General features: G+C 62.8%; 18 protein-coding genes. 7 read left to right on the top strand and 11 right to left on the bottom strand.

Annotated features, from left to right (window positions below):
* Window positions 1-326 precede the first annotated feature (326 nt).
* Window positions 327-1,304 (top strand): 2-dehydropantoate 2-reductase, encoded by a 978-nt coding sequence (locus tag BXE_RS25895; RefSeq protein WP_011491087.1) that lies wholly within the window; start codon window positions 327-329, stop codon window positions 1,302-1,304.
* Window positions 1,305-1,404: 100 nt separating this feature from the next.
* On the opposite strand, the gene BXE_RS25890 is transcribed toward BXE_RS25895, so the two are convergent.
* The 3 genes from BXE_RS25890 to oxlT form a co-directional block, all read right to left on the bottom strand.
* Complete coding sequence (locus BXE_RS25890; RefSeq protein WP_040123977.1) at window positions 1,405-2,856, bottom strand: aldehyde dehydrogenase family protein; 1,452 nt, start codon at window positions 2,854-2,856, stop codon at window positions 1,405-1,407.
* Window positions 2,857-2,938: 82 nt separating this feature from the next.
* Window positions 2,939-3,922: a LysR family transcriptional regulator gene (locus BXE_RS25885; protein ID WP_011491085.1), complete on the bottom strand. Its 984-nt coding sequence runs from the start codon at window positions 3,920-3,922 to the stop codon at window positions 2,939-2,941.
* A gap of 30 nt (window positions 3,923-3,952) precedes the next feature.
* Complete coding sequence (gene oxlT / locus BXE_RS25880) at window positions 3,953-5,296, bottom strand: oxalate/formate MFS antiporter (RefSeq protein ID WP_011491084.1); 1,344 nt, start codon at window positions 5,294-5,296, stop codon at window positions 3,953-3,955.
* Between oxlT and BXE_RS25875 the strand changes: the two genes are divergently transcribed.
* The 3 genes from BXE_RS25875 to BXE_RS25865 all read left to right on the top strand — a co-directional run bounded on the left by BXE_RS25875 (window position 5,295) and on the right by BXE_RS25865 (window position 7,055).
* Window positions 5,295-5,513, top strand: a complete 219-nt coding sequence (locus BXE_RS25875; protein ID WP_040123980.1) for a hypothetical protein — start codon at window positions 5,295-5,297, stop codon at window positions 5,511-5,513. The two genes, oxlT and BXE_RS25875, sit on opposite strands and share 2 nt — an antisense overlap.
* 192 nt (window positions 5,514-5,705) lie before the next feature.
* Entirely contained in the window at window positions 5,706-6,653 is a 948-nt protein-coding gene (locus BXE_RS25870; RefSeq protein WP_011491083.1) for a LysR family transcriptional regulator, read from the top strand.
* A gap of 96 nt (window positions 6,654-6,749) precedes the next feature.
* A complete protein-coding gene (locus BXE_RS25865) occupies window positions 6,750-7,055 on the top strand; it encodes a hypothetical protein (protein ID WP_040123982.1) in 306 nt (101 codons plus the stop codon).
* 62 nt (window positions 7,056-7,117) lie between these two features.
* Here BXE_RS25865 and BXE_RS25860 read toward each other — a convergent pair whose 3' ends face one another.
* From BXE_RS25860 to BXE_RS25840, 5 genes are all read right to left on the bottom strand, one after another.
* Window positions 7,118-8,044: an NAD(P)(+) transhydrogenase (Re/Si-specific) subunit beta gene (locus BXE_RS25860; protein ID WP_011491081.1), complete on the bottom strand. Its 927-nt coding sequence runs from the start codon at window positions 8,042-8,044 to the stop codon at window positions 7,118-7,120.
* Between the two features lie 63 nt (window positions 8,045-8,107).
* Window positions 8,108-8,926, bottom strand: a complete 819-nt coding sequence (locus BXE_RS25855; protein ID WP_011491080.1) for a fumarylacetoacetate hydrolase family protein — start codon at window positions 8,924-8,926, stop codon at window positions 8,108-8,110.
* A gap of 17 nt (window positions 8,927-8,943) precedes the next feature.
* Window positions 8,944-10,191: a formyl-CoA transferase gene (gene frc / locus BXE_RS25850; RefSeq protein ID WP_011491079.1), complete on the bottom strand. Its 1,248-nt coding sequence runs from the start codon at window positions 10,189-10,191 to the stop codon at window positions 8,944-8,946.
* A gap of 274 nt (window positions 10,192-10,465) precedes the next feature.
* Window positions 10,466-11,185, bottom strand: coding sequence for a GntR family transcriptional regulator (locus BXE_RS25845; protein ID WP_011491078.1), 720 nt, complete (start codon window positions 11,183-11,185; stop codon window positions 10,466-10,468).
* Window positions 11,163-11,384, bottom strand: coding sequence for a hypothetical protein (locus tag BXE_RS25840; RefSeq protein ID WP_040123985.1), 222 nt, complete (start codon window positions 11,382-11,384; stop codon window positions 11,163-11,165). Before BXE_RS25840 ends, BXE_RS25845 begins: the two co-directional genes overlap by 23 nt.
* 361 nt (window positions 11,385-11,745) lie before the next feature.
* Here BXE_RS25840 and shiA point away from each other — a divergent pair, with 361 nt between their 5' ends.
* The 3 genes from shiA to BXE_RS25825 all read left to right on the top strand — a co-directional run bounded on the left by shiA (window position 11,746) and on the right by BXE_RS25825 (window position 15,043).
* Window positions 11,746-13,065 carry a shikimate transporter gene (gene shiA, locus BXE_RS25835; RefSeq protein WP_011491077.1) on the top strand — a complete coding sequence of 440 codons (1,320 nt, stop codon included), beginning with the start codon at window positions 11,746-11,748 and terminating at the stop codon, window positions 13,063-13,065.
* 435 nt (window positions 13,066-13,500) lie between these two features.
* A complete protein-coding gene (locus BXE_RS25830; protein WP_011491076.1) occupies window positions 13,501-14,904 on the top strand; it encodes an L-lactate MFS transporter in 1,404 nt (467 codons plus the stop codon).
* Between the two features lie 10 nt (window positions 14,905-14,914).
* Window positions 14,915-15,043 carry an MFS transporter small subunit gene (locus BXE_RS25825; RefSeq protein ID WP_040123988.1) on the top strand — a complete coding sequence of 43 codons (129 nt, stop codon included), beginning with the start codon at window positions 14,915-14,917 and terminating at the stop codon, window positions 15,041-15,043.
* A gap of 109 nt (window positions 15,044-15,152) precedes the next feature.
* On the opposite strand, the gene BXE_RS25820 is transcribed toward BXE_RS25825, so the two are convergent.
* The 3 genes from BXE_RS25820 to BXE_RS25810 form a co-directional block, all read right to left on the bottom strand.
* Window positions 15,153-18,893, bottom strand: coding sequence for a YadA-like family protein (locus tag BXE_RS25820; protein WP_011491075.1), 3,741 nt, complete (start codon window positions 18,891-18,893; stop codon window positions 15,153-15,155).
* A 427-nt stretch (window positions 18,894-19,320) separates the two neighbouring features.
* A complete protein-coding gene (locus BXE_RS25815; protein WP_011491074.1) occupies window positions 19,321-20,538 on the bottom strand; it encodes a sensor histidine kinase in 1,218 nt (405 codons plus the stop codon).
* Window positions 20,539-20,786: 248 nt separating this feature from the next.
* Window positions 20,787-21,212 carry a DUF3830 family protein gene (locus BXE_RS25810; protein ID WP_011491073.1) on the bottom strand — a complete coding sequence of 142 codons (426 nt, stop codon included), beginning with the start codon at window positions 21,210-21,212 and terminating at the stop codon, window positions 20,787-20,789.
* Window positions 21,213-21,473: the final 261 nt, after the last annotated feature.

The raw sequence follows: 21,473 nt of genomic DNA, 5'->3' as shown, positions 1-21,473 counted from the left end.
ATACAGTCCGTTTGCAATGCCAACCGAATGCATCACGTTTCAAAGAGATCGCATTCTGCGCCCATCAGGATTGCCCAAAAACGGGAAATTTCCGAATCAGACACTGCATTTGTCAGCTTCCGAGCCTAGTTTTTGGATCGGTTTTTGAAACTTCTAAAAACAGTCCAGCCTCTCGCCGTGCATAACCTATCCCTAATGGACTGACTGAGAAACTTTAACTATCTGCAATCGTCTCGCGCCCTTATCCTCGACCAATGACCCAGAGACCGTGCGCGGCGATATACGGCACCGGGCAAGCGACTATTCATCGTCAGAGGAGCGGCATCATGAAGATCTGTATCTTCGGAGCGGGAGCGATCGGCGGCTTGATGGGGGTGCAGCTCGCACGCGCCGGCGCGGATGTGAGTTTCGTCGCACGCGGCGCGCATCTCGCGGCCATGCGCGAACACGGCGCGCGTCTGATCATGGACGGCGAGACGTACAGCGCGCCGGTACGCTGCACGTCCGACCCGAGCGAGCTCGGCGTGCAGGACTTCGTGATCGTCACATTGAAAGCGCACTCGCTGCCCGGCGTAGTCGACGCCATGCAGCCATTGCTCGGCAAACATACGGCGATCGTCACGGGCGTCAACGGCATTCCGTATTGGTATTTCTATCAGCACGGCGGCAGGTTCGCGGGCACGCGCCTCGCCAGTGTCGACCCGGACGGCGCTCAATGGACGAAGCTCGGCCCCGAACGGGCGATCGGCTGCGTGCTCTATCCCGCCGCCGAAATCGTCGAACCCGGCGTCATCAAGCATGTGTATGGCAAGAAATTCCCGATTGGCGAGCCGAGCGGAGAGCGCACGCCGCGCATTCAGCAATTGCACGAGATCATGCAGGCGGCCGGTTTCGAAGCGCCGATCCGCGACAATATCCGCGATGAAATCTGGCTCAAGCTATGGGGCAACCTGTGCTTCAACCCGATCAGCGCCTTGACGCACGCCACGCTCGACGTGCTCACCAGCGACCCCGGCACACGCGCCGTATCGCGCACGATGATGCTGGAGGCCAAACGCATTGCAGATCAATTCGGCGTGCACTTTCGCGTGGATGTGGAAAAGCGCATTGATGGCGCGGGCGCGGTCGGCGCGCACAAGACCTCGACGCTGGTGGATCTGGAGAACCGCCGGCCGATGGAGATCGATCCGCTGTTGACCGTCGTGCAGGAAATGGGACGCCTCGTTGCCGAGCCCACGCCCACTATCGATGTCGTGCTGGCACTCGTCAAACTGCGCGAACGGATGGCGTTGCAGGGGAATTGAGATCCCCGAATGCGGAATCACAAGACGTTTATCGCCAAGCGTCCGCAAGCAAAAAGAGGATCGAATGCCACACGCGCATTCGATCCTCTTTTATTCGCCGCTACTGGTCGATAGCGAGCCACACCGCCTTGGGTTCGGTGAAATTCTCAATCGCGACGTCACCGTGTTCGCGGCCGAACCCCGAGTCGCCGGATCCGCCCCACGGCAGGCGCACATCGGTGTAGCCATAGGTATTGATCCACACGGTCCCCGCCCTCAGATCCCGTGCCACCCGGTGTACGCGGCCGATATCCGCGCTCCACACGCCCGCGGCGAGGCTATATAACGTACCGTTAGCAATCCGTATCGCGTCGGCTTCGTCGTCGAAGCGGATCACGCTCACCACCGGACCGAAGATTTCCTCCTGCGAAATGCGCATTTCATGCTCGACGTCGGCAAAGACAGTCGGCTCGACAAAGAAGCCGCGCTCGCCCACCCGCGCGCCGCCGGTCACGAGCGACGCCCCTTCGGCGCGCCCCGTTTCGACATAGCCCAGCACCGTTTTCATCTGCGCCGCGGAGATGAGCGGCCCCATCGACGTTTCGCGTGACGACGGATCGCCGACCTTGATCGACCTGGCTCGGGCGGCGAGGCGCTCGACTACTTCGTCGTACACATCGCGATGGGCGAGAATGCGCGAGCCGGCCGAACACACCTGGCCGGTATTGAAGAAGATGCCCGCCGCCGCCGCGCGCACCGCGTTGTCGAGATTGGCATCCGGGAAAATCAGGTTGGCCGATTTGCCGCCGAGTTCCAGCGTGACGCGCTTGAAATTGCCGGCCGCGCCTTGCAGAATGCCGCGCCCCACGGAAGGCGAGCCCGTGAACGTCACCTTGTCGACGCCGGGATGCGCGACCAGCGCGTCGCCGACCACGCGTCCCTTGCCCGTGACGATATTCAGCACGCCCGGCGGTACGCCCGCTTCGAGTGCGAGTTCGCCGATGCGCAGCGCGCTCAGCGGCGTGATCTCCGCGGGCTTGACGATCAGCGTGCACCCGCACGCGAGCGCCGGCGCGATCTTCCACATGCCGATCATCAGCGGGAAATTCCACGGCACGATCGCGGCGACCACACCGACCGGTTCACGCAATGTGTACGTCAATGCATCGGGCCGCACCGGCACGACCTGGCCGTTGATCTTGTCGCACCAGCCTGCGTAGTATTCGAGCGTATCGATCGCGGCCGGAATGTCCTGACGCATCACCGCGGCGATCGGCTTGCCGGCATCGAGGCTTTCGAGCGCGGCGAGTTCCTCGAGATTCGCGCGCATCAGGCCGGCAAGACGCATCAGAATGCGGCCGCGCTCGGCGCTCCGTATCGCGTTCCACACTTTCAGTGCGGCACGTGCCGCGTGCACGGCCGCGTCCACGTCGGCGGCGCTGCCTTGCGCTACCAGCGCGATCGGCTCTTCGGTGGCGGGGTCGATGTCGACGGAATACTCGCCGGTGCCGGGTGGCAAGCGCTTGCCGTCGATCAGCAGATCATGGCGCCTGAGGTCGGTTTCAGTTTCCATCATGAAGCTCCTTGCCTGAAATGCTGGCTACGATAGTGAATGGGCTGAATATTTGCGAACCGGCTCGCAACGAGTAGCGTGGCTAGGGCTCGTGGAGCACGGCGCCGTCGCGTGCAACACTCGACCCCGGTCGCGCTTGCGAAGCGCACGGCGACACGTCGGCGGCATTCGAAATCGCGCCGGCCGGCGTGGAGAACTGTGCCCAGGCGGCCGCGGCGTTGGGTCTGAGAGAACGGTTGCGGCGATGCACGAGGAGCGTCGTCAGATTCATCGCGGGCGAGAGCGGCCGGCTCACGAGCGAGGAGCTCACTTCGGGCCAATGCCCGTCGACAGGTAATACGCCGATGCCGAGCCCCAGTTCGACCATGCGCAGGACCGCCGCGACATGCCCGAACTCCTGCACCGGCCTGCGCTTCACTCCGCCCGAGTTAAAGGCAAGTTCGAGCGCTGGGCGCATGCCCGCGTCGGCGTTCAGCGTGACGAGCGCCCATTCGTGCAACGCGCTCCATGCAACGGCGGCATGGCGTGCAAGCGGATGCGCGGGCGGCATCACCGCGTGGAGCGGCGTCGTGAAAACCACTTGCGCGTGCAACAGGTCGCCGGCGAGCGGTTCGGCCAGCGACACCACGCCGAAGTCCACTTCGCCTTGCTCGACACTCGCGAGCACGCCGCCTTGCGGCTGATCCCTGACGGAGACGATCAACTCCGGAAAAGCCGCCGCGCATCGTGCAAGCCCCTGCGCCACCCAACCCGACGACAGCACGGGATTGCTCGCCAGCACCACCACGCCGGTGTGGCCGTCATAAGCAGCCCGTTCTTCACGCAGCGTCAGTTCGATTTCATCCAGCAGTCGGCCAATCCTTCGTTCGAGACTCGCACCTGCATGGGTCAGTTCGACCTGGCGCGTGGTACGGTCGAAGAGTTTCAGTTCCACGGCTTCTTCGAGCTCGCGCACACAGCGGCTCACTGCCGATTGCGTCAGATCGAACTCACGCGCCGCGCGCGTAAAACTCCGCTCGCGCGCAACCGCGACGAACACCTTGAGTTGCTGCAACGAAACATTCATGACGTCGCTACCGGGCGCGGGCCGCTCACCCTATTCCCCTGTCTGCTCGGGCCAGTGGCTCATCCGCGAGGCCTTGGCGGTGCCGGCCACCGCCAGCACGCCCTGGGGCTCATCGTGTGTTTCGATCCAGCGCGCGCGCATCGGCGCGAGTATGAATTTCGCTGAGACACCCGCGGCGATCGTCACCACGGCGGAGACGATGAAGACGAGACTCCAGCCGCCGGTCGCCGACAGGACCGAAGCAACCGGCACCAGCAGCGAAGCCGTGCCCTTAGCGGTGTACAAGGTGCCCGCGTTGGCCGCCGCATATTTACTGCCGAAGGTATCGGCACAGATTGCCGGGAAGATCGAGAATATCTCGCCCCAGAAGAGGAAGATCAACGCGGCGAATGTCATGAACGCATACGGATTGGTACCGTATTGCATCAGGCCGAGCAGCGCGAGACCCTCGCCGATAAAGATCACGAACATGGTGTTTTCACGGCCGAGCTTGTCGGAAATGAAACCGCACAGCGGACGCGTAAAGCCGTTGCACACATTGTCGATGGAGAGCGTGGCGGTCAGCAGCGGCAAGGTCATGCCGAAGATCGTCATCGGGATGCGAGCGAGACCCCAGTCTTTGGCGATCGGACCGATCTGCGCGGTCGCCATCAAACCGCCCGCGGCCACCGCCACGAACGAAACGTAGATCACCCAGAACACCGGTGTCCTGATCATCTGGCCCGGCGTGAAGTCCACCTTCGAGACGGCGAACTTTTTCTTCGGTGCGGGTTGCTGGCGCAGGTTGGGCTTCTTCAATAGCAGCGCGAGCGCCAGAATGCAGCCGCCTTGCAGGATGCCGAAGAAGAAGAACGTGTGCTCGTAGCCCGAGCGCGTAATCATGTTGGCGATCGGAATCACCGTCACCGCCGCACCCGCACCGAAGCCCGCGGCCGTGAGCCCCGCGGCGAGACCGCGCCGGTCAGGAAACCATTTCAACGCGTTGCCCACGCACGTGCCGTACACGCCGCCCGCACCGATCCCGGCGATGACGGCGGAGACGTATAGCATCGGCAAGGTCGTCGCGTACGAATTCATCACCCATGCAACGCCCGCGCACACAGCGCCGCCGGCGACCACGGGCCGGGGCCCGAACCTGTCGACGAGCCAGCCTTCGAGCGGCACGAGCCACGTTTCGGTCAGAATGAAGATTGCGAACGCCAGTTGAATGGACGCCTCGCCCCAGTGATGCCGCGCGTTCATCGGCGTGACGAATAGCGTCCACGCATATTGAAGATTGGCGACCAGTGCCATGCACACCATGCCGATGACGAGCTGCCACCAACGGTTCGCCCAAAACACGCGGGCCGTGGTCTGCTGAGTGATATCGTCCATGAGCCTTGTCTCCACTATTTATGTGGTGCAGCCGGCCAACGTCGCGAAGGAAGTCCCCTCGGGATATGCCGCGCTGTATGCGTCCCACCTTATGGTCATGACCCGAAAAGCCGTGCTCCCGGGAATATCTGATATTTGCGTCTTTAATCCGCTGCTTTTAAATCCGGCCGGCTTGAATCTTCGCTTTTCGGGAAAGTACTTTATTCCGATCAATTAATGTCCCGCACTGTGATGAAGCACTGGACCTCGCGCCGAAAAGGCCTGCAATCCCAGCGTTAACCCGAGTACTTTACCGATCGTTGCGGCGGCATTTCCGCTTTCTTATACAGAGCCATGCTAGGGTCATTGCTGAATTACTAATAATTAAAGTTTGTTATTATGTTGATTCACGTTTGCTTATACATCGGCCATGACGATGCGAAATGCGACTCTGCGTCAACTCAAGGTTTTCGAAACGGTGGCGCGCCACCTGAGCTTCTCGCGCGCCGCGGAAGAATTGCATCTCACACAGCCGGCCGTCTCCACCCAGGTGCGCCAACTCGAAGAACACGCGGGGCTGCCGCTGTTCGAACAACTCGGCAAGAAAATCTATCTGACACCGGCCGGCACCGAGATGCTTCACTACAGCCGCGCGATCATCCAGCAGTTCCACGAAGTGGACGAAGCGATGAGCCAGCTCAAGGGCGTCTCCGGCGGCAAGCTGAATGTCGCGGTGATCAGCGCGGGCGACTACTTCTTTCCCCGACTGCTGGCCGAATTCACGCGCCGCTACTCGGGCGTGGTGCTCAACCTCGCCGTGCACAACCGCGAAGAACTGCTGCATCAGCTCGCCACCAATCAGACCGATCTCGCGGTGATGGTGCGCCCGCCCCACGAAACCGACGCGACCAACGAGCCGTTCGCGCCGCACCCGTACGTGATCGTGGCGGCACCCACGCACCCGCTTGCGCACAAGCGCAACATCAGGATCGGTCAGTTGGCGAGCGAAGCGTTCATCGTGCGCGAACGCGGCTCGGACACGTGGAATTCGATGGAAGAAGGCTTCGCCGGGCGCCTCGCCAACCTCAAGATCGCGATGGAGATCAAAAGCACCGAGACGATCAAGCAGGCCGTGATCGCGGGCATGGGCATCGCCTTCCTGTCCGCGCATACGATCAGCCTCGAACTGCAGCTCGGCCATCTGGTCGTGCTCGACGTCGAAAGCTTTCCGGTCATGCTCAACTGGTACGTGGTGCACCGCAAGAACAAGCGCCTGCCGCCGGTAGCGGTCGCGTTCAAACGTTTTCTCATGGAGGAAGGCGCGAACCTGATCGAAAAGATCACGCGCGTCAAGGAATTGAGCGTGTATAAGCAGTAGGCTATGGAGACCCAATGAAACTTTAACTATTGCGGATTCGTCAGGACTTCTATGCTGCAAGCGAGTTTCTTCACTCGTCAGCCCAGGAGGCCGGTCATGAATCACGCTTCGGTTGAGTCTCATGGCAGCGCGCACACCGCCCGTGTCGCCGCGCTCCATCCCGACGATGCGCACCTGAGCGCGTACAACGCGGCCTTCAGCGACCTCGGCCTGCGTTTCCGCTGGGATCGCGCCACGCTCGACGTGCTCAAGGAGTTCAACAGCGAAGCCGCCCGGATCACCGCCTATATCGAGCGGTTTCACGGCCATCTTCACCGTGCGTACGAGGCGGACTTTCTCGCTCAACTCATTCTGCACAAGAAGGCCCAGTACTTCAGCGAGTTCGCCGCGACAGGCGGTTGAGAGCGCCGGTGGGATCTCGCTCCCGCCTTGCGCGGTACTTGCCGTTTCACATAGGCGTGCATTCATAACACACGCCGCGTTGTGGTGCGAGTCGTTCGATGGTGCGCGCACACGCGTTTTCGGCCGTCCCCGTTCACTTCATGTCGCTTGCTTCGACAATGCGGGTAGGCTGCCGTGCGCACGTCGCCTCGCGTCAGGTCGCGCAGCGTCCAGCTCTGCTCTTCGCCGCCGCGCCATTCGATTCGCTCCAACAGCCCGCGTTTGTCCGTCGTCAGACTATGGTTATGACTGCGGCAACGCGCGGCAAAGGCAAGCGTGCCCGAAGCATGTCCGCCGGACTCGTGGCCGTCGGAATACTCGCGGCTCATCATCAGATGCACACCCATCGCGCAGGCCAACGCGCTTGTCGCGACTAGCGCAGCGAATCCGAATGGCTGCGCCTGCTCAGTGACGAAGCCATACCCGAGCCAGCCGCACAGCAGCAGTGCCAGCAGATTGACGATATCGTGGCCCGGGCGCGCCACCGCCGCCGGCTCCAATGCACCGCGCAGTTTGCAGAACGCAATCGCCGAGGTGGCAAAGATCAACGCGCCAATGAACACGGCGACATAGAGTCCGATGCGCTCGACGTTAGCCTGTACCGCCGACGACAGATAACGCGCAAAGCCGCCCGACATGACAGCGAGCCCCATGCCGCTGCCCAACAGGGCAACGAGGCGCGGCCGCCGTGTCAGGTTGCGTCGGCGCGCCAGCCACGCGCCGGGCACCGCACCCGCCACCGCGGCGCCGATCACGCCGTTGCTCGCGCCCAGCCCCGCCGCAAAAAGCCCCGCCAGTGCGGCGGCCAGTGCGCCGGCGTGCCAGTCGGGCCGGCGCTTCGGTCGTCGATCGAACTGCAGTTGTCCGACTGCAGCGAGCGCGACGGCCAGCACGGAAGCAAACACCACAGCCAGCGAACACCATACGGTACTGTCATACGCTAGCGGCATGCATGCTCCTTCGTGTCGGAATGCATGGGCACGTGCCCAATGGATCGCGCAACCGGCCGGCCGTCAGCCGGCGCTTGCCACGACCGGCTCCGCGCCCGCCACGGTCGCCACGCGCGCGGCGTTCAAGGTGTTGCTGAGCGTGCCGATCCCCTCGACCGTAATCGACACCGTCGCGCCGTCCCTGATCGACCCGACGCCGACCGACGTGCCGCACGCAATCACATCGCCCGGTTCGAGCGTGAGATCCTGCGAGATCAGACGCACCTGCTCGGCCGGCGAGAAAACCATATCGGTGAGCGGATAGTTCTGCCGCTCCACGCCATCGAGCGTCGTGATGAGACGCGCGCGCTGCCAGTCGAAACCGGAGACGATCGCCGGCCCGATGCAGCAGAACGTATCGAAGCCCTTCGCGCGGCACCATTGCGGAAAATGCGGATTCTCGTTCAGCAGATCGGCAGCGGTGACATCGTTGACGAGCGTGTAGCCGAAAATCGCCTCGGCCGCCTCTTCGACGCTCGCATCGCGGCAACGCCGCCCGATCACGATGCCGAGTTCTCCTTCATAAACGATCTTGCCCGCATAGGCGAGCGGCCGCTGGATCGGCTCACCCGCGCCGATCACCGAACCGGCCGGTTTCAGCAGGAACAGCGGATGCGCCGGCACGGGTTTGCCGAGCTTCGCCGCCAGCGCGTGATAGTTGTTCCACAGCGCGACGATCTTGCCGGGCGCGCACGGCGCAAGCGGCGTCAGCGCGCGCGTCGACAGCACGGCGCCGGTCGGTACAGGCTGATCGAGACTTTCATATTCGTGCAGATAACCGCCCTCCACACGGCCGAATACGACGCCGCCGTCGCTCGACATGAATCGCATCCACGTATCCATACGTCGCTCCTGTGCGCCTAGATCGCGCCGGCTGTGCGCAGTGCGCTGATCTGTTCGGGTGAATAGCCGAGTTCGGCCATGACTTCGTCGGTATGTTCGCCGAGCAGCGGTGAACGCGTGACTTCGGTCGGGCTATCGGACAATTTAATAGGATTGCCAACCGTCAGGTATTTGCCGCGAGTCGGATGATCCACTTCGACAATCGTGCCGGTTTTGCGCAGCGAGGGTTCTTCGGCGATTTCCTTCATCGACAGGATCGGTCCGCACGGAATGTCGTACCGGTTGAGAATCTGCATGGCCTCGAACTTGGTCTTCGTCATGGTCCAGCGTTCGATCTCGGCGAAGATATCCTTGAGATGAGGCAGACGCGCGGCGGGCGTCGCGTAATCGGGATCGGTCGCCCACTCTTCCTTGCCGATCACATTGCAGATCTTCGCCCATACCGGCGCCTGCGTGATGAAGTAGATATACGCGTTGGGGTCCGTCTCCCAGCCCTTGCACTTCAGGATCCAGCCCGGCTGACCGCCGCCGGACGCATTGCCCGCGCGCGGCACCGCTTCGCCGAACTGTCCGTTCGGATATTGCGGATACTCTTTCATCGTGCCGGTGCGTTCGAGCCGCTGCTGGTCGCGCAGCTTCACGCGGCACAGATTGAGCACGCCGTCCTGCATCGCGGCGAGCACGCGCTGGCCGCGCCCGGTGTGCGTGCGCTGATAAAGCGCGGTGACAATGCCGAGCGCCAGATGCAAGCCGGTGCCGCTATCGCCGATCTGCGCGCCCGTCACGACCGGCGGCCCATCGTCGAAGCCTGTGGTGGAGGCGGCGCCGCCCGCGCATTGGGCGACGTTTTCATAGACCTTGCAGTCCTCGTACGGCCCTGGGCCGAAGCCCTTCACGGAAGCGACGACCATGCGCGGATTCAGCTCCTGGATCCGCTCCCACGTGAAGCCCATGCGGTCCAGCGCGCCCGGCGCGAAGTTCTCCACCAGGACATCGCATTTCTGGATCAGCGCTTCGAGCACCTGCTTGCCTTCGGGGTTCTTCGTATCGATCGTGACCGAGCGCTTGTTGTGGTTGAGCATCGTGAAGTAGAGGCTGTCCACGTCGGGAATGTCGCGCAACTGCTCACGCGTGATGTCACCCGCGCCCGCCCGCTCGACCTTGATCACATCCGCGCCGAACCATGCCAGCAGCTGCGTGCAGGTGGGTCCGGATTGCACATGCGTGAAGTCGAGAATGCGCACACCGTCGAGTGCTTTGCTCATGTCCTGTCTCCTGAAGGGCGAGGCTTATTGGTGCATGGTCTGGAAAAGCGGTGAACGCGCGGGCCGATCGGGAAAACCTTGAGCTGCAATCCCGGTTCGGCACGTTTGATATATCACATACCATATTTTTAACACCGTCAAGCGAGGTTAATCCCGCACGTCTGCCGCCATTCGCGAATTCGCGCCTCTGGCGGCGCAAACAAAAAGGCCCACGGCGTTTGCGCCGTGGGCCCTTCTCATCCCGCTTGCCGATCAACTGCCGCCTGCTTGGCCGTCAGTCCAGAAAATCACAATTCGCCTCGACAAACGCCGCGAGATCCAGCGAATGCTGACGCGTGAGACGCTCGGCCAGTTCGGTATCGCGCTGCTCCAGCGCCTCGATAATGCGCAGATGGTCGACGATCGAACGCGAAGCGCGGTCGCTCTGCGAAATGGTCATGCGGCGAATCGCCCGCACGTGAATGAAGATGTTCTTGATCGTGTCGAGAATGATCTGCGACTTCGACAGTTCGACGATCGCCTGGTGAAACGCGATGTTGGCATCCGAATACTCGGCAATATGCTCGGCCGGCGTGGCGTCGCGGAAGTTGTCGAACATATGGCGCAGGCGGGCAATTTCCTCGTCTGTGGCGTGCAGCGTGGCAAGACGCGCCGCCATGCTTTCGAGCGCGGCCCACATCTGGATCATTTCGACAATTTCGCGCTTGCTCTTGCGCACGATATAGATGCCGCGCCGCGGCACCATGCGCAGAAAACCCTCCTGCTCGAGCAGAGTCATGGCCTCGCGCACCGGCGTGCGGCTCACGCCGAGCGATTCGCTCAGCACGCGCTCGTCGAGGCGGATTTCCTCGCGGTTCTGGTAGATGTCCGCGTCCGCAATGGCCTGGCGGAGCATGGCATACGCCTGATCGCGCAGGCTCGCGCTCGCGCCGATGGGCTGCAATGACAACGTTAAAGGTGTGGCCACTGCTTCAGTTTGAAGTTCTGACGACATTCATCGCCTCTTGTTGAACATGTGCACGGTACGCGGCCGGCATGGCTGCGCCGCGCTGCTCGCCCAGGCCCACGAAGCGGCCATGCTGCGCTGCAAGCTGCGCAACCGGTTGCGGAATCCAGCGAGTCAGCAGAACCGTGGCCGCAGCGCCCAAACCCACGACAGCAGCAGCAAACAGCGAGAGAGGAACAAATTCCATTTGTAACTCCGAATGATTGAGTGAACGAATGACTCAATCATATGCTGCAATGCCGCAAAAATCAATATTCCGTATGTAGTATATCAGTGAGTGTTGTATCGGGATTGAATCTCCAAGGTAGCACGGGCGAACTGCCGACGGTTTATCGTCGCATTCGAATGCGGCAACGCTCGGTGTAAACGCGCAAAACGCGCGCTATGCGCGCACTTGCGTCCGATGATCGCGCAATATTGATCGAATGCGGATTGTGGGATCAGTCTCGCGTCATTAATCTTCGGACATCCTGCAACCGACCGCGAGCGGCAACGTCCCTGTTTCAGCGCGCGAGTCCGGCAGTCAGAAAGTTCAAGGAGACACCGTGATGAGCACTACCCTCCCGGCGGCCGCGCTGGCCGACAACCGCAACGCGCGCAGCCGGGCCCGCAAAGCGGCGCTCGGCAGCTTCATCGGCGCCGTGGTCGACTGGTACGACTTCCTGCTGTATGGCATCGTCGCCGCGCTCGTTTTCAACGCCGAGTTCTTCCCCAAGGTCAGCCCGGCAATGGGGACGCTCGCCGCGTTCGCGACTTTCGGGGTGGGTTTTCTGTTCCGTCCGCTCGGCGGCTTCGTGTTCGGACACTTCGGCGACCGGCTCGGACGCAAGCGCATGCTCGTGCTCACGGTCATGATGATGGGCCTCTCCACCGCCGCGATCGGCCTGCTGCCGTCGTTCGCCACCATCGGCTGGCTCGCGCCGGTGCTGCTCGTGACATTGCGCGCAATTCAGGGCTTCGCGGTAGGCGGCGAATGGGGCGGCGCGGCGCTGATGGCAGTGGAAAGCGCACCTGAGAAGAAGAAAGCGTTCTACAGCAGCGGCGTGCAGGTCGGCTACGGCGTGGGCCTCGTACTCTCGACCGGCCTGATCGCGCTCATCAGCCGCTCAATGGATAACGCCTCGTTCCTGAGTTGGGGCTGGCGCCTGCCCTTCCTGTTCAGCGTGGTGCTGGTGCTGATCGCGCTGTGGATCCGCTCGAGCATGGAAGAGTCGAAGGAGTTCGTCGAGAAAGTCGGCGAGCACGGTGAACACAGCGTGCGCCTGCCAATTGTCGAAGCGCTGTTGCGGCATCCGAAGGCTTTCCTGCTGATCATCGCGCTGCGACTTGCCGAGTTGTTCACGATGTACATCGTGACCGCCTTCGCCTTGAACTACTCCACGGCGAATCTGCACATGCCGCGCGAATTCTTCCTCACCATCGGTCTGCTGGTCGGCGCGCTCAGTTGCGTGACGATCCCGTGCTTCGCGGCGCTGGCGGACCGCTTCGGCCGGCGCCGCGTGTATATCGTCGGCGCGCTGGTCGGCATGCTGAGCGCGGTGCCCTTCTTCCTCGCACTGGAAGCGCGCTCGACGGTATGGATCGTGGTCTTTGCCGTCATGCTCGCCAACATCGCGCACGACATGGTGGTGAGCGTGCAGCAGCCTATGTTCACGGAACTGTTCGGCACGGAGTACCGCTACAGCGGAGCGGGTGTCGGCTATCAGGTGGCGAGCGTGGTTGGCGGCGGCTTCACGCCGTTCATTGCGGTCGCGCTGGTCAATTTTGCCGGCGGCTCGTGGCATCCGGTGGCCGCTTATCTGGCCGTTGGCTGTCTGATCTCGGTGCTCGTGGCGGCCAGAATGAAGACCGGGCGCACCATCGCCTGACTGATGCTCTGACACAGCACAGCCAGAAGCGGGCCGGCGTGGCGAAAGATGCCACTGCCGGCCCGCTGCGTTTCGGCCGTCCTCGTTTCGGGCTCCTCGTTTCGGGCCCCTCGTTTCCGGGCGTCCTCGTTTCGGGCGTTTCCGTTTCGCGCGTTCGGTAGTTTGTTCCAGCCAATCGCGCCGCCGCGCCGCGATTCGACGGATTACGGTCGTGTTTCACCAGGCAAACACCTTATGTCTTTGCATCTCATATTGCAAAGGCCATGATCGCCCCCTATCGTTCAACGATGCCAGTTTTGTCGTAGATTTAATGGCGCCATATGTAATTTGAATACATATATCGTCGGCGTCGAAATCCGCGACTTTTACGGCGCGACGCCTAAAGCATTTGTAATGAAGCGCCGATAACAACTAATTCGTCACCGGAGACCGACCATGAGTAGCATCACCGAGCCGAGCGGGAATTCAGGCTCCGCCCCATTCTTTTCCAAACAGGCCACCGTCGCGAAACCGGGTTTTTCTCGCTGGATGGTTCCGCCCGCGGCCCTCGCCGTCCATCTGTGTATCGGCCAGGCGTACGCTTTCTCCGTGTTCAATGGTCCGCTGACCAAAGTGATCGGCATTACGCAATCCAGTGCGGATGACTGGTCGCTGACTTCGCTCGGCTGGATCTTTTCGCTGGCGATCGTGTTCCTCGGGTTGTCGGCGGCTTTTGCCGGCAAGTGGCTCGAACGCGTCGGCCCGCGCCGCACCATGTTCACCGCCGCCTGCTGCTTCGGCGGCGGCTTCCTGGTGTCCGCGCTCGGCGTGTATCTGCATCAGATCGTTCTGCTCTATCTCGGCTACGGCGTGATCGGAGGCATCGGCCTCGGCCTCGGTTATGTGTCGCCTGTGTCCACGCTGATCCGCTGGTTTCCCGACCGTCGCGGCATGGCGACCGGCATGGCGATCATGGGCTTCGGCGGCGGCGCGATGATCGCCGCGCCGCTGTCGGTGGCGCTGATGAACCACTTCCGCAGCGCCACCAGCATCGGCGTGGCTGAAACGTTCGTGGTGCTCGGCATCGCGTACTTCATCTCGATGACGATCGGTGCACTCGCGATCCGCGTGCCGCCGGTGGACTGGAAGCCGGCCGGCTGGACGCCGGCCGCGACGAGCCAGAACAGGATGATCTCGCGCAACCACGTGCATATCGATCAGGCGCTGAAGACGCCGCAGTTCTATCTGATCTGGCTCGTGCTGTTCCTGAACGTGACGGCCGGCATCGGCATTCTCGGCCAGGCCTCGGTGATGATTCAGGAGAGCTTCAAAAACACCGTGACGGCGGCAGCGGCAGCCGGTTTCGTGGGACTCCTGTCGCTCTTCAACATGGGTGGGCGTTTCGTATGGGCGTCCGCGTCGGACTGGATCGGCCGCAAGAATACCTACTTCATCTTCTTCGCGCTCGGCGCGGTGCTGTATTACCTCGTGCCGGGTTTCGCGGCGTCCGGCCACATCGCCCTTTTCGTGCTCGCCTACTGCGTCATCCTGACGATGTACGGCGGCGGCTTCGCCACCGTGCCGGCGTATCTCGCCGACATGTTCGGCACTGCGTTCGTCGGCGGCATTCACGGCCGTCTGTTGACGGCGTGGGCTGCGGCGGGCGTCGCCGGCCCGGTGCTGGTGAACTACATTCGCGCCTATGAAGTCGCGCACGGCGTCGCCAAGGCGGACGCCTACACGATGACCGTGCACATCATGGCCGTGCTGCTGGTAGTCGGCTTCGTCTGCAACCTGCTGGTCAAGCGTGTGGACGACAGGCACCACATGACCGACGCTCAACTCGCCAAAGGCGCCTAAGGAGATCTCCATGTCGACCGTTCAAGCCGTGCATCAGACGAGCAAGCTCAAGCTCGCCGTCTTCTGGTTGTATGTGACGCTTCCGCTGGCATGGGGCGTGGTCAATACGCTCTCGCAGGCGATGAAGCTTTTCCAGTAAATATCCCGTTCGGCACCCCGCGTGTTCACACGGCGGGGTGCCGGCAGCGAGCGTGACTCGCTGCCTGTCTACCGGCGCATATCCAATGCGCCGACCTCCTGCCTTCCTGCTACCACTGATACGCGGCACCCGCCGTGACCGCGGTCGTGGCCGAGCTGATGCCCGCGCCGAGTTTCACCTTCAGACTCTGCGTGACTCGCGCCGACAGTCCCACCGCCACCGCCTGATACCCCTTGTAACCCGCCGTGCCGACCCCGATTGCGAGGTTCTTGCTGGAATCGACTTCAGGGATCGCGGTCAACGCCAGCGCCGACGCCGTACCAGAGTATGCATTGCGCGCCATGTCGCTCAGGCCGCCCTGGAACTGCTGCATGTTCACGGCGTCCGTCGGTGCCTGGCCCGGTGCGACATTGGTGATGCGGCGCTCACTGCCTGACGAACCCACGGAAACCGTGTTCGTGACATCGGCCACCGAACCCTCGCCAATCGCCACCGAGTTCGGCGCGGATGCTTTCGCGCCGCCGCCAATCGCTACGGAGCCGTTGCCGATCGCCTGCGCCGCGTTGCCGGAACTGTTGACGGACACGTACGGCGTGCCGGTGGTCTGATTGTTCCGCACAGTCTGGACCAACTGGTTCAGCGTGCTGACGTCCTGGTTCGTGTTCCAGAGTTGCGCGCCGGTCACCGCGTCGGTGCTGGTGGCCGATAGATTGGCGTCCTTCAGGTTGGTCAGTTGCACCTTCGGCGCATTGGCCGCCGTGCCGCCGAGCGTGATCCTGTCGTGCGCCGAACCGTCGTACTGCACCGCGTTCGCGACCGCCCCGTTGAGGTTGCCGATGGTGGTCTGCAAACCGGCGATATCGCTGCTGTTCCGCGTGACGCGGCCGTCCAGGTTGGTGATCGCGCTGCCGACGTTGTTCACCACCGTGCCGCCCACGCTATACGACGGCGCCGTCATCGAACCGTCCGCATTGACCGTGGCCCCGCCGCCCAGCGCCACCGCCGTGCTCGCGGCCTGCGCATGCAGTTGCGAGCCGTTGACCGCGTCGCTGCTCGTCGAACTGACGGCGCCCGGCGCCACGCCCGTGACGACCCGATTGCCCGCCGTACCCGCCATGTTGATCAGATTGCCGTTGGTCGTCGCGCCGACACTGATGACGCGGGATACCGGATCTTGCGTCACCATGCCGATGCCGCCGTTCTCCATATTCTGCTGCAACGTGCTGAGACCGTTATCGAGCGAACCGAGCGCGTCGCCTACCGTGGTTTGCGTGCCGCCCTGCATGTGATAGCTGGGGCCGGTCAGCGAACCGTCGGCATTGATCTGCGCGCCGCCGCCCAACGCGGCCACCATCGGTTTGAACTGCGCAAGATTGACCGCGGAAGCGTCCGTGGTGCCGGCCGCGATCCCGGTGAGCTCGCGGGCGCCGCCGGTGCCGGTGAAGTCGACGCGGGCGCCGTCCGTGCCCTTCGCCACGGTGAGGTTGCGCGACGCCTGATCTTGCTGAACGAGCCCGATCTCGCCGTTGGTGATCTGATTCGTGATGTTGGTCACGTCGCCTTCGATCGTGGTGGTGCGCTGATCGAGATGGCTGATGTTCGTCGTGTTGTCCGTCACGCGCTGATCGAGACTGCTGATGTTCGTGGTGTTGTCCGTTACCCGCTGATCGAGGTTCGTGATGCTGCCGGTGTTCTGCGCGACGGCCTGGTTGGTGGCAAAGAGTTGCTGGCCGTTGACGGCGTCCGTGCTGTCGGCAGCGAGATTCGCGGCGCGCACGTTGGTGAGCCGAACCGGCGCGGCGCCGTTGCCGAGCGTGATGATGTCGTGCGCGGCCGAATCGTACTGAACCGAATTGGCGCCCGCCTGGACACTGGTGGTGACGGCGGCCGCGAGCGCGGACCCCACGTCGCTGTAAGTGCTTCCGCCGATGCTGTACGCCGGCCGCTTGAGCGACCCGTCCGCATTGACGGTCGAACCGCCGCCCAGCGCCGCTGCCGTGCCGGCGGTGTTCGCATAGAGTTGCGCGCCGTTGATGGCTTCGCTGCTGGCCGCGCCAACCGCGCCGGCCGTGAGGCCGCCGATCACGCGATTTCCACCCGTGCCCGCCACGCTGATACGCGTGCCGGTGGTGGATGCGCCGATAAGAATGTCGTGAGAAGCGGCATTCTGCGTGACGAGCCCGACCGTGCCGCCGCTGATCTGCGATTGCAACGACGACAGGCCCGTGTCGAGCGAACTGAGCGCGTTGCCGACCGTGGTCTGCGTGCCGGCCTGCACGTGATAGGTGGGACCGGCTACCGAACCGTTGGCATTGACCGTCGCGCCGCCGCCGAGCGCGGCGACGACCGGGCTGAGCTGCGCCAGGTTCACCGCCGAGCCCGCGGCCGTACCCGCCGCCACGCCGACCAGCTCGCGCGATCCCGTCAATCCGGTGAAGTCGACGTGCTTGCCGTCCGTACCCTTCGCCACGGTCAGATCGTGCGTCACGGCGTCCTGCTGAACCAGGCCCGCCTTGCCGTTGCTGATGTTGTTGACGTTGTTGGTGATGTTGGTGATGTCCGCGGTATTTTTCCCGACCGCCTGATTGGTGCCGTAGAGCTGCGCGCCCGTCACCGCGTCCGAACTGGCCGCGCTCAAGGTGGCGTCCGCGACGTTGGTGAGCTTGACCGGCGTGACCTTGTTGCCGAGCGTCGCGACGTCGTGCGCCGGGGTGTCGTAACGCAGCGCGTCCGCACTGCCGGCGGCGCTGCCTGAAACAACCGCCGCGAGTGCCGCGCCCACGTCGTGGTACGTTGTGCCGCCCACGGTGTAGGCCGGCGCGACCACTGCGCCGTTCGGATCGATCAGCGCGCCGCCGCCCAGCGCCTCGGCCACGCCGGAGAGCTGGCCGACGTTGGCCGCGTCGGTGGGCCGCGTGCCGGCTGCGACATAGGTGATCTGGCGGCCTTGCGTGAGGTTGCCCACCGATAAGACATTGACGCGATCGGCGATCGAATCGGAGCCCAATGCGACCGAACCCGTGCCGCTCGCCGACGCATTCGCGCCGATGACCACCGCCCCCTTCGCGCCTGGATTGATGAACGAGTTGTAGCCGATCGCCACGGAACCGCTCGACGCGGCGCTCGCGAAGGAGCCGAGCGATATGGTGTTCATTGCGGCTGACCGCGAGTTGTAGCCGACCGCCACCGAGTTATTCGAGAGAGCGACCACCATCGCCCCCGCACCGACAGCGGTGGAGTTCACCGACCCTACCCCTGCCGCCGAGCCGACCGCGGTCGACGCGTCCGAACCCGCAATCGAGGCCGAGCCGACCGCCAATGCGTTGAAGCCGCTTGCGGCGGCCGTCGGGCCGATCGCCATCGCGTTCAGATCGGTCGACGCGCTGGTGCGCGTGCCCTGAACGACATTGGGACTCACGGCGATGTAGTCGGTCACCGGCGTAGGCACGGTTGCCCCAAGCAGACCGGCCCGGTTCGAACTGACCGTGACTGGCGCCGCCGCCGCGTCGAGCGCCGGATTACCCGTGAATACGCGCGCATTGTCGAGCGCGGCTGCCAGGTCGGCGGGCTTCGCCGCATCGTCCGCGGCAGGCGGCACCGACGCAGCGGACGATGCGGCCACCTGCGCCAGCGCCTGCGCGACGCTGAGACAGTCCGGCTCCGACGACGCACATTCCGCAGCCGCCGCCGGCTGCGAAAATGCCAGCGCACCCAGCAGCCCGGCACTCGCCGCTACCAGCGAGCCACGCACCGAAGCCCCTTTTGCGCCACGGCTCTTCGTCACTTCGGACGCGGCTGCATATGTTCGGGTCGTTTTGTTCCATACGGTCTTATAGGACTTGTTCAACATTCCTCCCTACTCTTTTTATAGAAGACTCAAGCACAAGGTTTTCTTATGTCATCCTAACTATTTAGCTAGAACCATTAGAAACTTAAGATGGCATCGCGCTTCGCCTCGTTGCAAAGCCGCAGAACACGAATATACCTTGCAAAGCTATTTTTTAGCTTATATTAGAAACACAGCAGAGTTCGTTTAAGACGAAAAGTGCCAAACGTCTTAAACAGCACTGACTGTTTTTAGTCTTTTCTAAGACGTAGTTCTAATTTGTCCAAAAAACAGTGCATTGAATAATGCGAATCGCGGCTGAGGCTCTCCAACGGACGAACACCGACCGCAACGAGTCTATCCCCGAAAGCTAAACAGACGTCATACAGGAGAACTACTCTGAGGAGAGAAGAACTGATACGGCGGGACCATGCCGTATCGGATAACCCTGTCAGTTGCCCGCAGCCAGGTGCATCGGGAAGCTGATTTCGAAGACCGTCCCCTTGCCTTCGTGCGAATCGAAACGAATCTCGCCTTCCAGCACGCGGCACAACTCCTTGACGATCGCGAGGCCCAGACCGGCGCCGGGAATGTCGTCGGCGGCGGCACGCTCGAATTCCTTGAAGACGCGCTCCCGGTCCGACGCGTCGATGCCTACGCCCGTGTCAGACACGCGCAGGCACCAGCGATCGTCCTGCACCGCCGTCATGCTCAATTCGACCTGCCCGGCGCGGGTATATTTGGTCGCGTTGGTCAGCAGGTTGAGTGCGACCTGCTTGAGTTTGAGACGGTTGGACACGATCATCTGCAGCGCGCCGTCGAACGACGTCTGCAGGCGCAGCCCTTTGCCTTCGATCGCGGGTTCGCACGACACCACCAGTTCGTCGAACAGTTCGCGCAGCGCGAAGCTTTCGGGCACGAGCGGACTGGTGTCGCCGAGCACCACCGAATATTCGACCAGCTGATCGACCAGCGTTTTCATATCGGCGGCCTGACGGTTCGCCAGCGCGAGTGCGGTGTCGATGCGGGACGGCGCGCGGCTGATCAGTTGCAGCGCCATAGAAAACACGTTGAGAAAGTTGCGCAGATCGTGCACGACGCTACGCGTGATCTGCATGCGTGACTCGTACAGATCGCCGACCAGTTGTTGTTTGAGCGTCAACTCGTGATTGGCGCGCTCGAGGCGCCCGGTGTAGTCGTCGATTTTCCGGTCGCGCTCGGTGACCACCTCGCGGATCGAGGTCAGCGTAACGAAGCTGACGGCTTCGTCGATGAAATACCGCGCCCGCTCCTCATGACGCCGCGTGAAATACGGCCGGGCTTCGCTGAATTCGACGATCGCGCCGGTCAGCATCTGCCGGAACAGATCGAGCTCGCGCACCAGTTCGTCGATCCGGTAGCCCTGCTTCCAGCGCAATTTGCCATGCAGGCGCGCGTCGCGCTTGATCGCGCCCTCGGCATGGTCGAGATCCTGGTTCTCCAGCACACTGCAGATCTCGTCGAGAATGTTCGGAATGTGATCGGCCAGTTGCTCGTAGGTGAGCCGGTCGGATTCGGTCATTTCTGCGTCGTGGAAGACGGCCTTCATCCACCGTTCGGTCAGATCGACCTGTTGCAAACGCAGCTGTTTGGCAAAAGCGGTGAGCGGCAATACGTGCGAGTCCATCATGTAGGAGACCTGGCGCCGCATGGCGGCGAAAATAGGTGTTCCGCGCCACCCCGAGGAGTGACTCGGAGCATACCTGACGCGACCGCATGGACTGCAAACCGCGCTCAGGAGGCAAAGGGTGAGCGCTTCACAAGCCGCCCGGGCGCCTCCAGTATGCGCGATTTACGGAACAAAAATTAACCAGGGTTAGGACGCGTCTGCACCGGCATCCCGAAAGTCGTCACCTTGCGGGCTTGCTCGCCGCCCTTTCAGATCTGTTCGAACAGCACGTCCTGCGCACCTTCCCACAACACCCTGGTGCCGAGTTCGCGCAGCTTTTCCTTGCCTTCGACAATGGTCAGAAAGTGATTGCCGGCGAGTTGTCCCAGCTTGCTCGCGAAACAGCACGAGCCGTATGCGAGAATGATCTCGGTTTCGCTGTAGCCGCCGGGATAAAACAGAATGTCGCCGACCGACGGATGGCTCGTGTGATTCTCGAAGCCGACCGCCACGCCGTCGTTCTCGAGCTTGAAGTCGCCAAGCGGCACCCAGCAGCCTTCACCGCTCCAGCGCACGTGGATGATCTTTTGCCGGTATGGCAGGAGCTTCAGGAAGGCGGCCACGGTGTGCGGCGCGTCCGGATGGGTTTCGGCGGTAAAGACATGGCCGCAGGAGGTGATTCGGAGTCGGGTCATCGCCAGGTTTCCTGTGTGACGGGTTGAATGGAGTGGTCGGTCGGTCGGACGCGAGGTGAGGTGAGGTGAGGTGAGGTGAGGCACAGGCCAGGCAGCGGGCGCACTATTCTGTCGTCCGGTGCAAGGCTTCGACAGATACAGTTGCCGTTTTGCCGGTCGGGCCAATCGAGCCGAGCCCGCGTTCCCTGCGGACGGCGCCCGCAAGGCCATGACGGCACGCCCGTGCCAGGTCGCACTGCCTGACCGCCACGAAAGTTCGTA

The organism is Paraburkholderia xenovorans LB400, assembly GCF_000013645.1.
Classification (GTDB): domain Bacteria; phylum Pseudomonadota; class Gammaproteobacteria; order Burkholderiales; family Burkholderiaceae; genus Paraburkholderia; species Paraburkholderia xenovorans.
Note: the sequence above shows the minus strand (reverse complement) of the source record. Positions and strands in the feature narration are given on the sequence as shown.

Excerpts from the sequence above, each read along its gene's own strand:
- BXE_RS25865 (WP_040123982.1), top strand. The coding sequence starts at position 6,750 with ATGAATCACGCTTCGGTTGAGTCTCATGGCAGCGCGCACACCGCCCGT.
- BXE_RS25840 (WP_040123985.1), bottom strand. The coding sequence starts at position 11,384 with ATGGAATTTGTTCCTCTCTCGCTGTTTGCTGCTGCTGTCGTGGGTTTG.
- frc (WP_011491079.1), bottom strand. The coding sequence starts at position 10,191 with ATGAGCAAAGCACTCGACGGTGTGCGCATTCTCGACTTCACGCATGTG.
- BXE_RS25875 (WP_040123980.1), top strand. The coding sequence starts at position 5,295 with ATGAGCCTTGTCTCCACTATTTATGTGGTGCAGCCGGCCAACGTCGCG.
- BXE_RS25830 (WP_011491076.1), top strand. The coding sequence starts at position 13,501 with ATGAGTAGCATCACCGAGCCGAGCGGGAATTCAGGCTCCGCCCCATTC.
- BXE_RS25815 (WP_011491074.1), bottom strand. The coding sequence starts at position 20,538 with ATGATGGACTCGCACGTATTGCCGCTCACCGCTTTTGCCAAACAGCTG.
- shiA (WP_011491077.1), top strand. The coding sequence starts at position 11,746 with ATGAGCACTACCCTCCCGGCGGCCGCGCTGGCCGACAACCGCAACGCG.
- BXE_RS25890 (WP_040123977.1), bottom strand. The coding sequence starts at position 2,856 with ATGGAAACTGAAACCGACCTCAGGCGCCATGATCTGCTGATCGACGGC.
- BXE_RS25855 (WP_011491080.1), bottom strand. The coding sequence starts at position 8,926 with ATGGATACGTGGATGCGATTCATGTCGAGCGACGGCGGCGTCGTATTC.
- oxlT (WP_011491084.1), bottom strand. The coding sequence starts at position 5,296 with ATGGACGATATCACTCAGCAGACCACGGCCCGCGTGTTTTGGGCGAAC.
- BXE_RS25870 (WP_011491083.1), top strand. The coding sequence starts at position 5,706 with ATGACGATGCGAAATGCGACTCTGCGTCAACTCAAGGTTTTCGAAACG.
- BXE_RS25825 (WP_040123988.1), top strand. The coding sequence starts at position 14,915 with ATGTCGACCGTTCAAGCCGTGCATCAGACGAGCAAGCTCAAGCTCGCC.
- BXE_RS25845 (WP_011491078.1), bottom strand. The coding sequence starts at position 11,185 with ATGTCGTCAGAACTTCAAACTGAAGCAGTGGCCACACCTTTAACGTTG.
- BXE_RS25885 (WP_011491085.1), bottom strand. The coding sequence starts at position 3,922 with ATGAATGTTTCGTTGCAGCAACTCAAGGTGTTCGTCGCGGTTGCGCGC.
- BXE_RS25860 (WP_011491081.1), bottom strand. The coding sequence starts at position 8,044 with ATGCCGCTAGCGTATGACAGTACCGTATGGTGTTCGCTGGCTGTGGTG.
- BXE_RS25810 (WP_011491073.1), bottom strand. The coding sequence starts at position 21,212 with ATGACCCGACTCCGAATCACCTCCTGCGGCCATGTCTTTACCGCCGAA.
- BXE_RS25895 (WP_011491087.1), top strand. The coding sequence starts at position 327 with ATGAAGATCTGTATCTTCGGAGCGGGAGCGATCGGCGGCTTGATGGGG.
- BXE_RS25820 (WP_011491075.1), bottom strand. The coding sequence starts at position 18,893 with ATGTTGAACAAGTCCTATAAGACCGTATGGAACAAAACGACCCGAACA.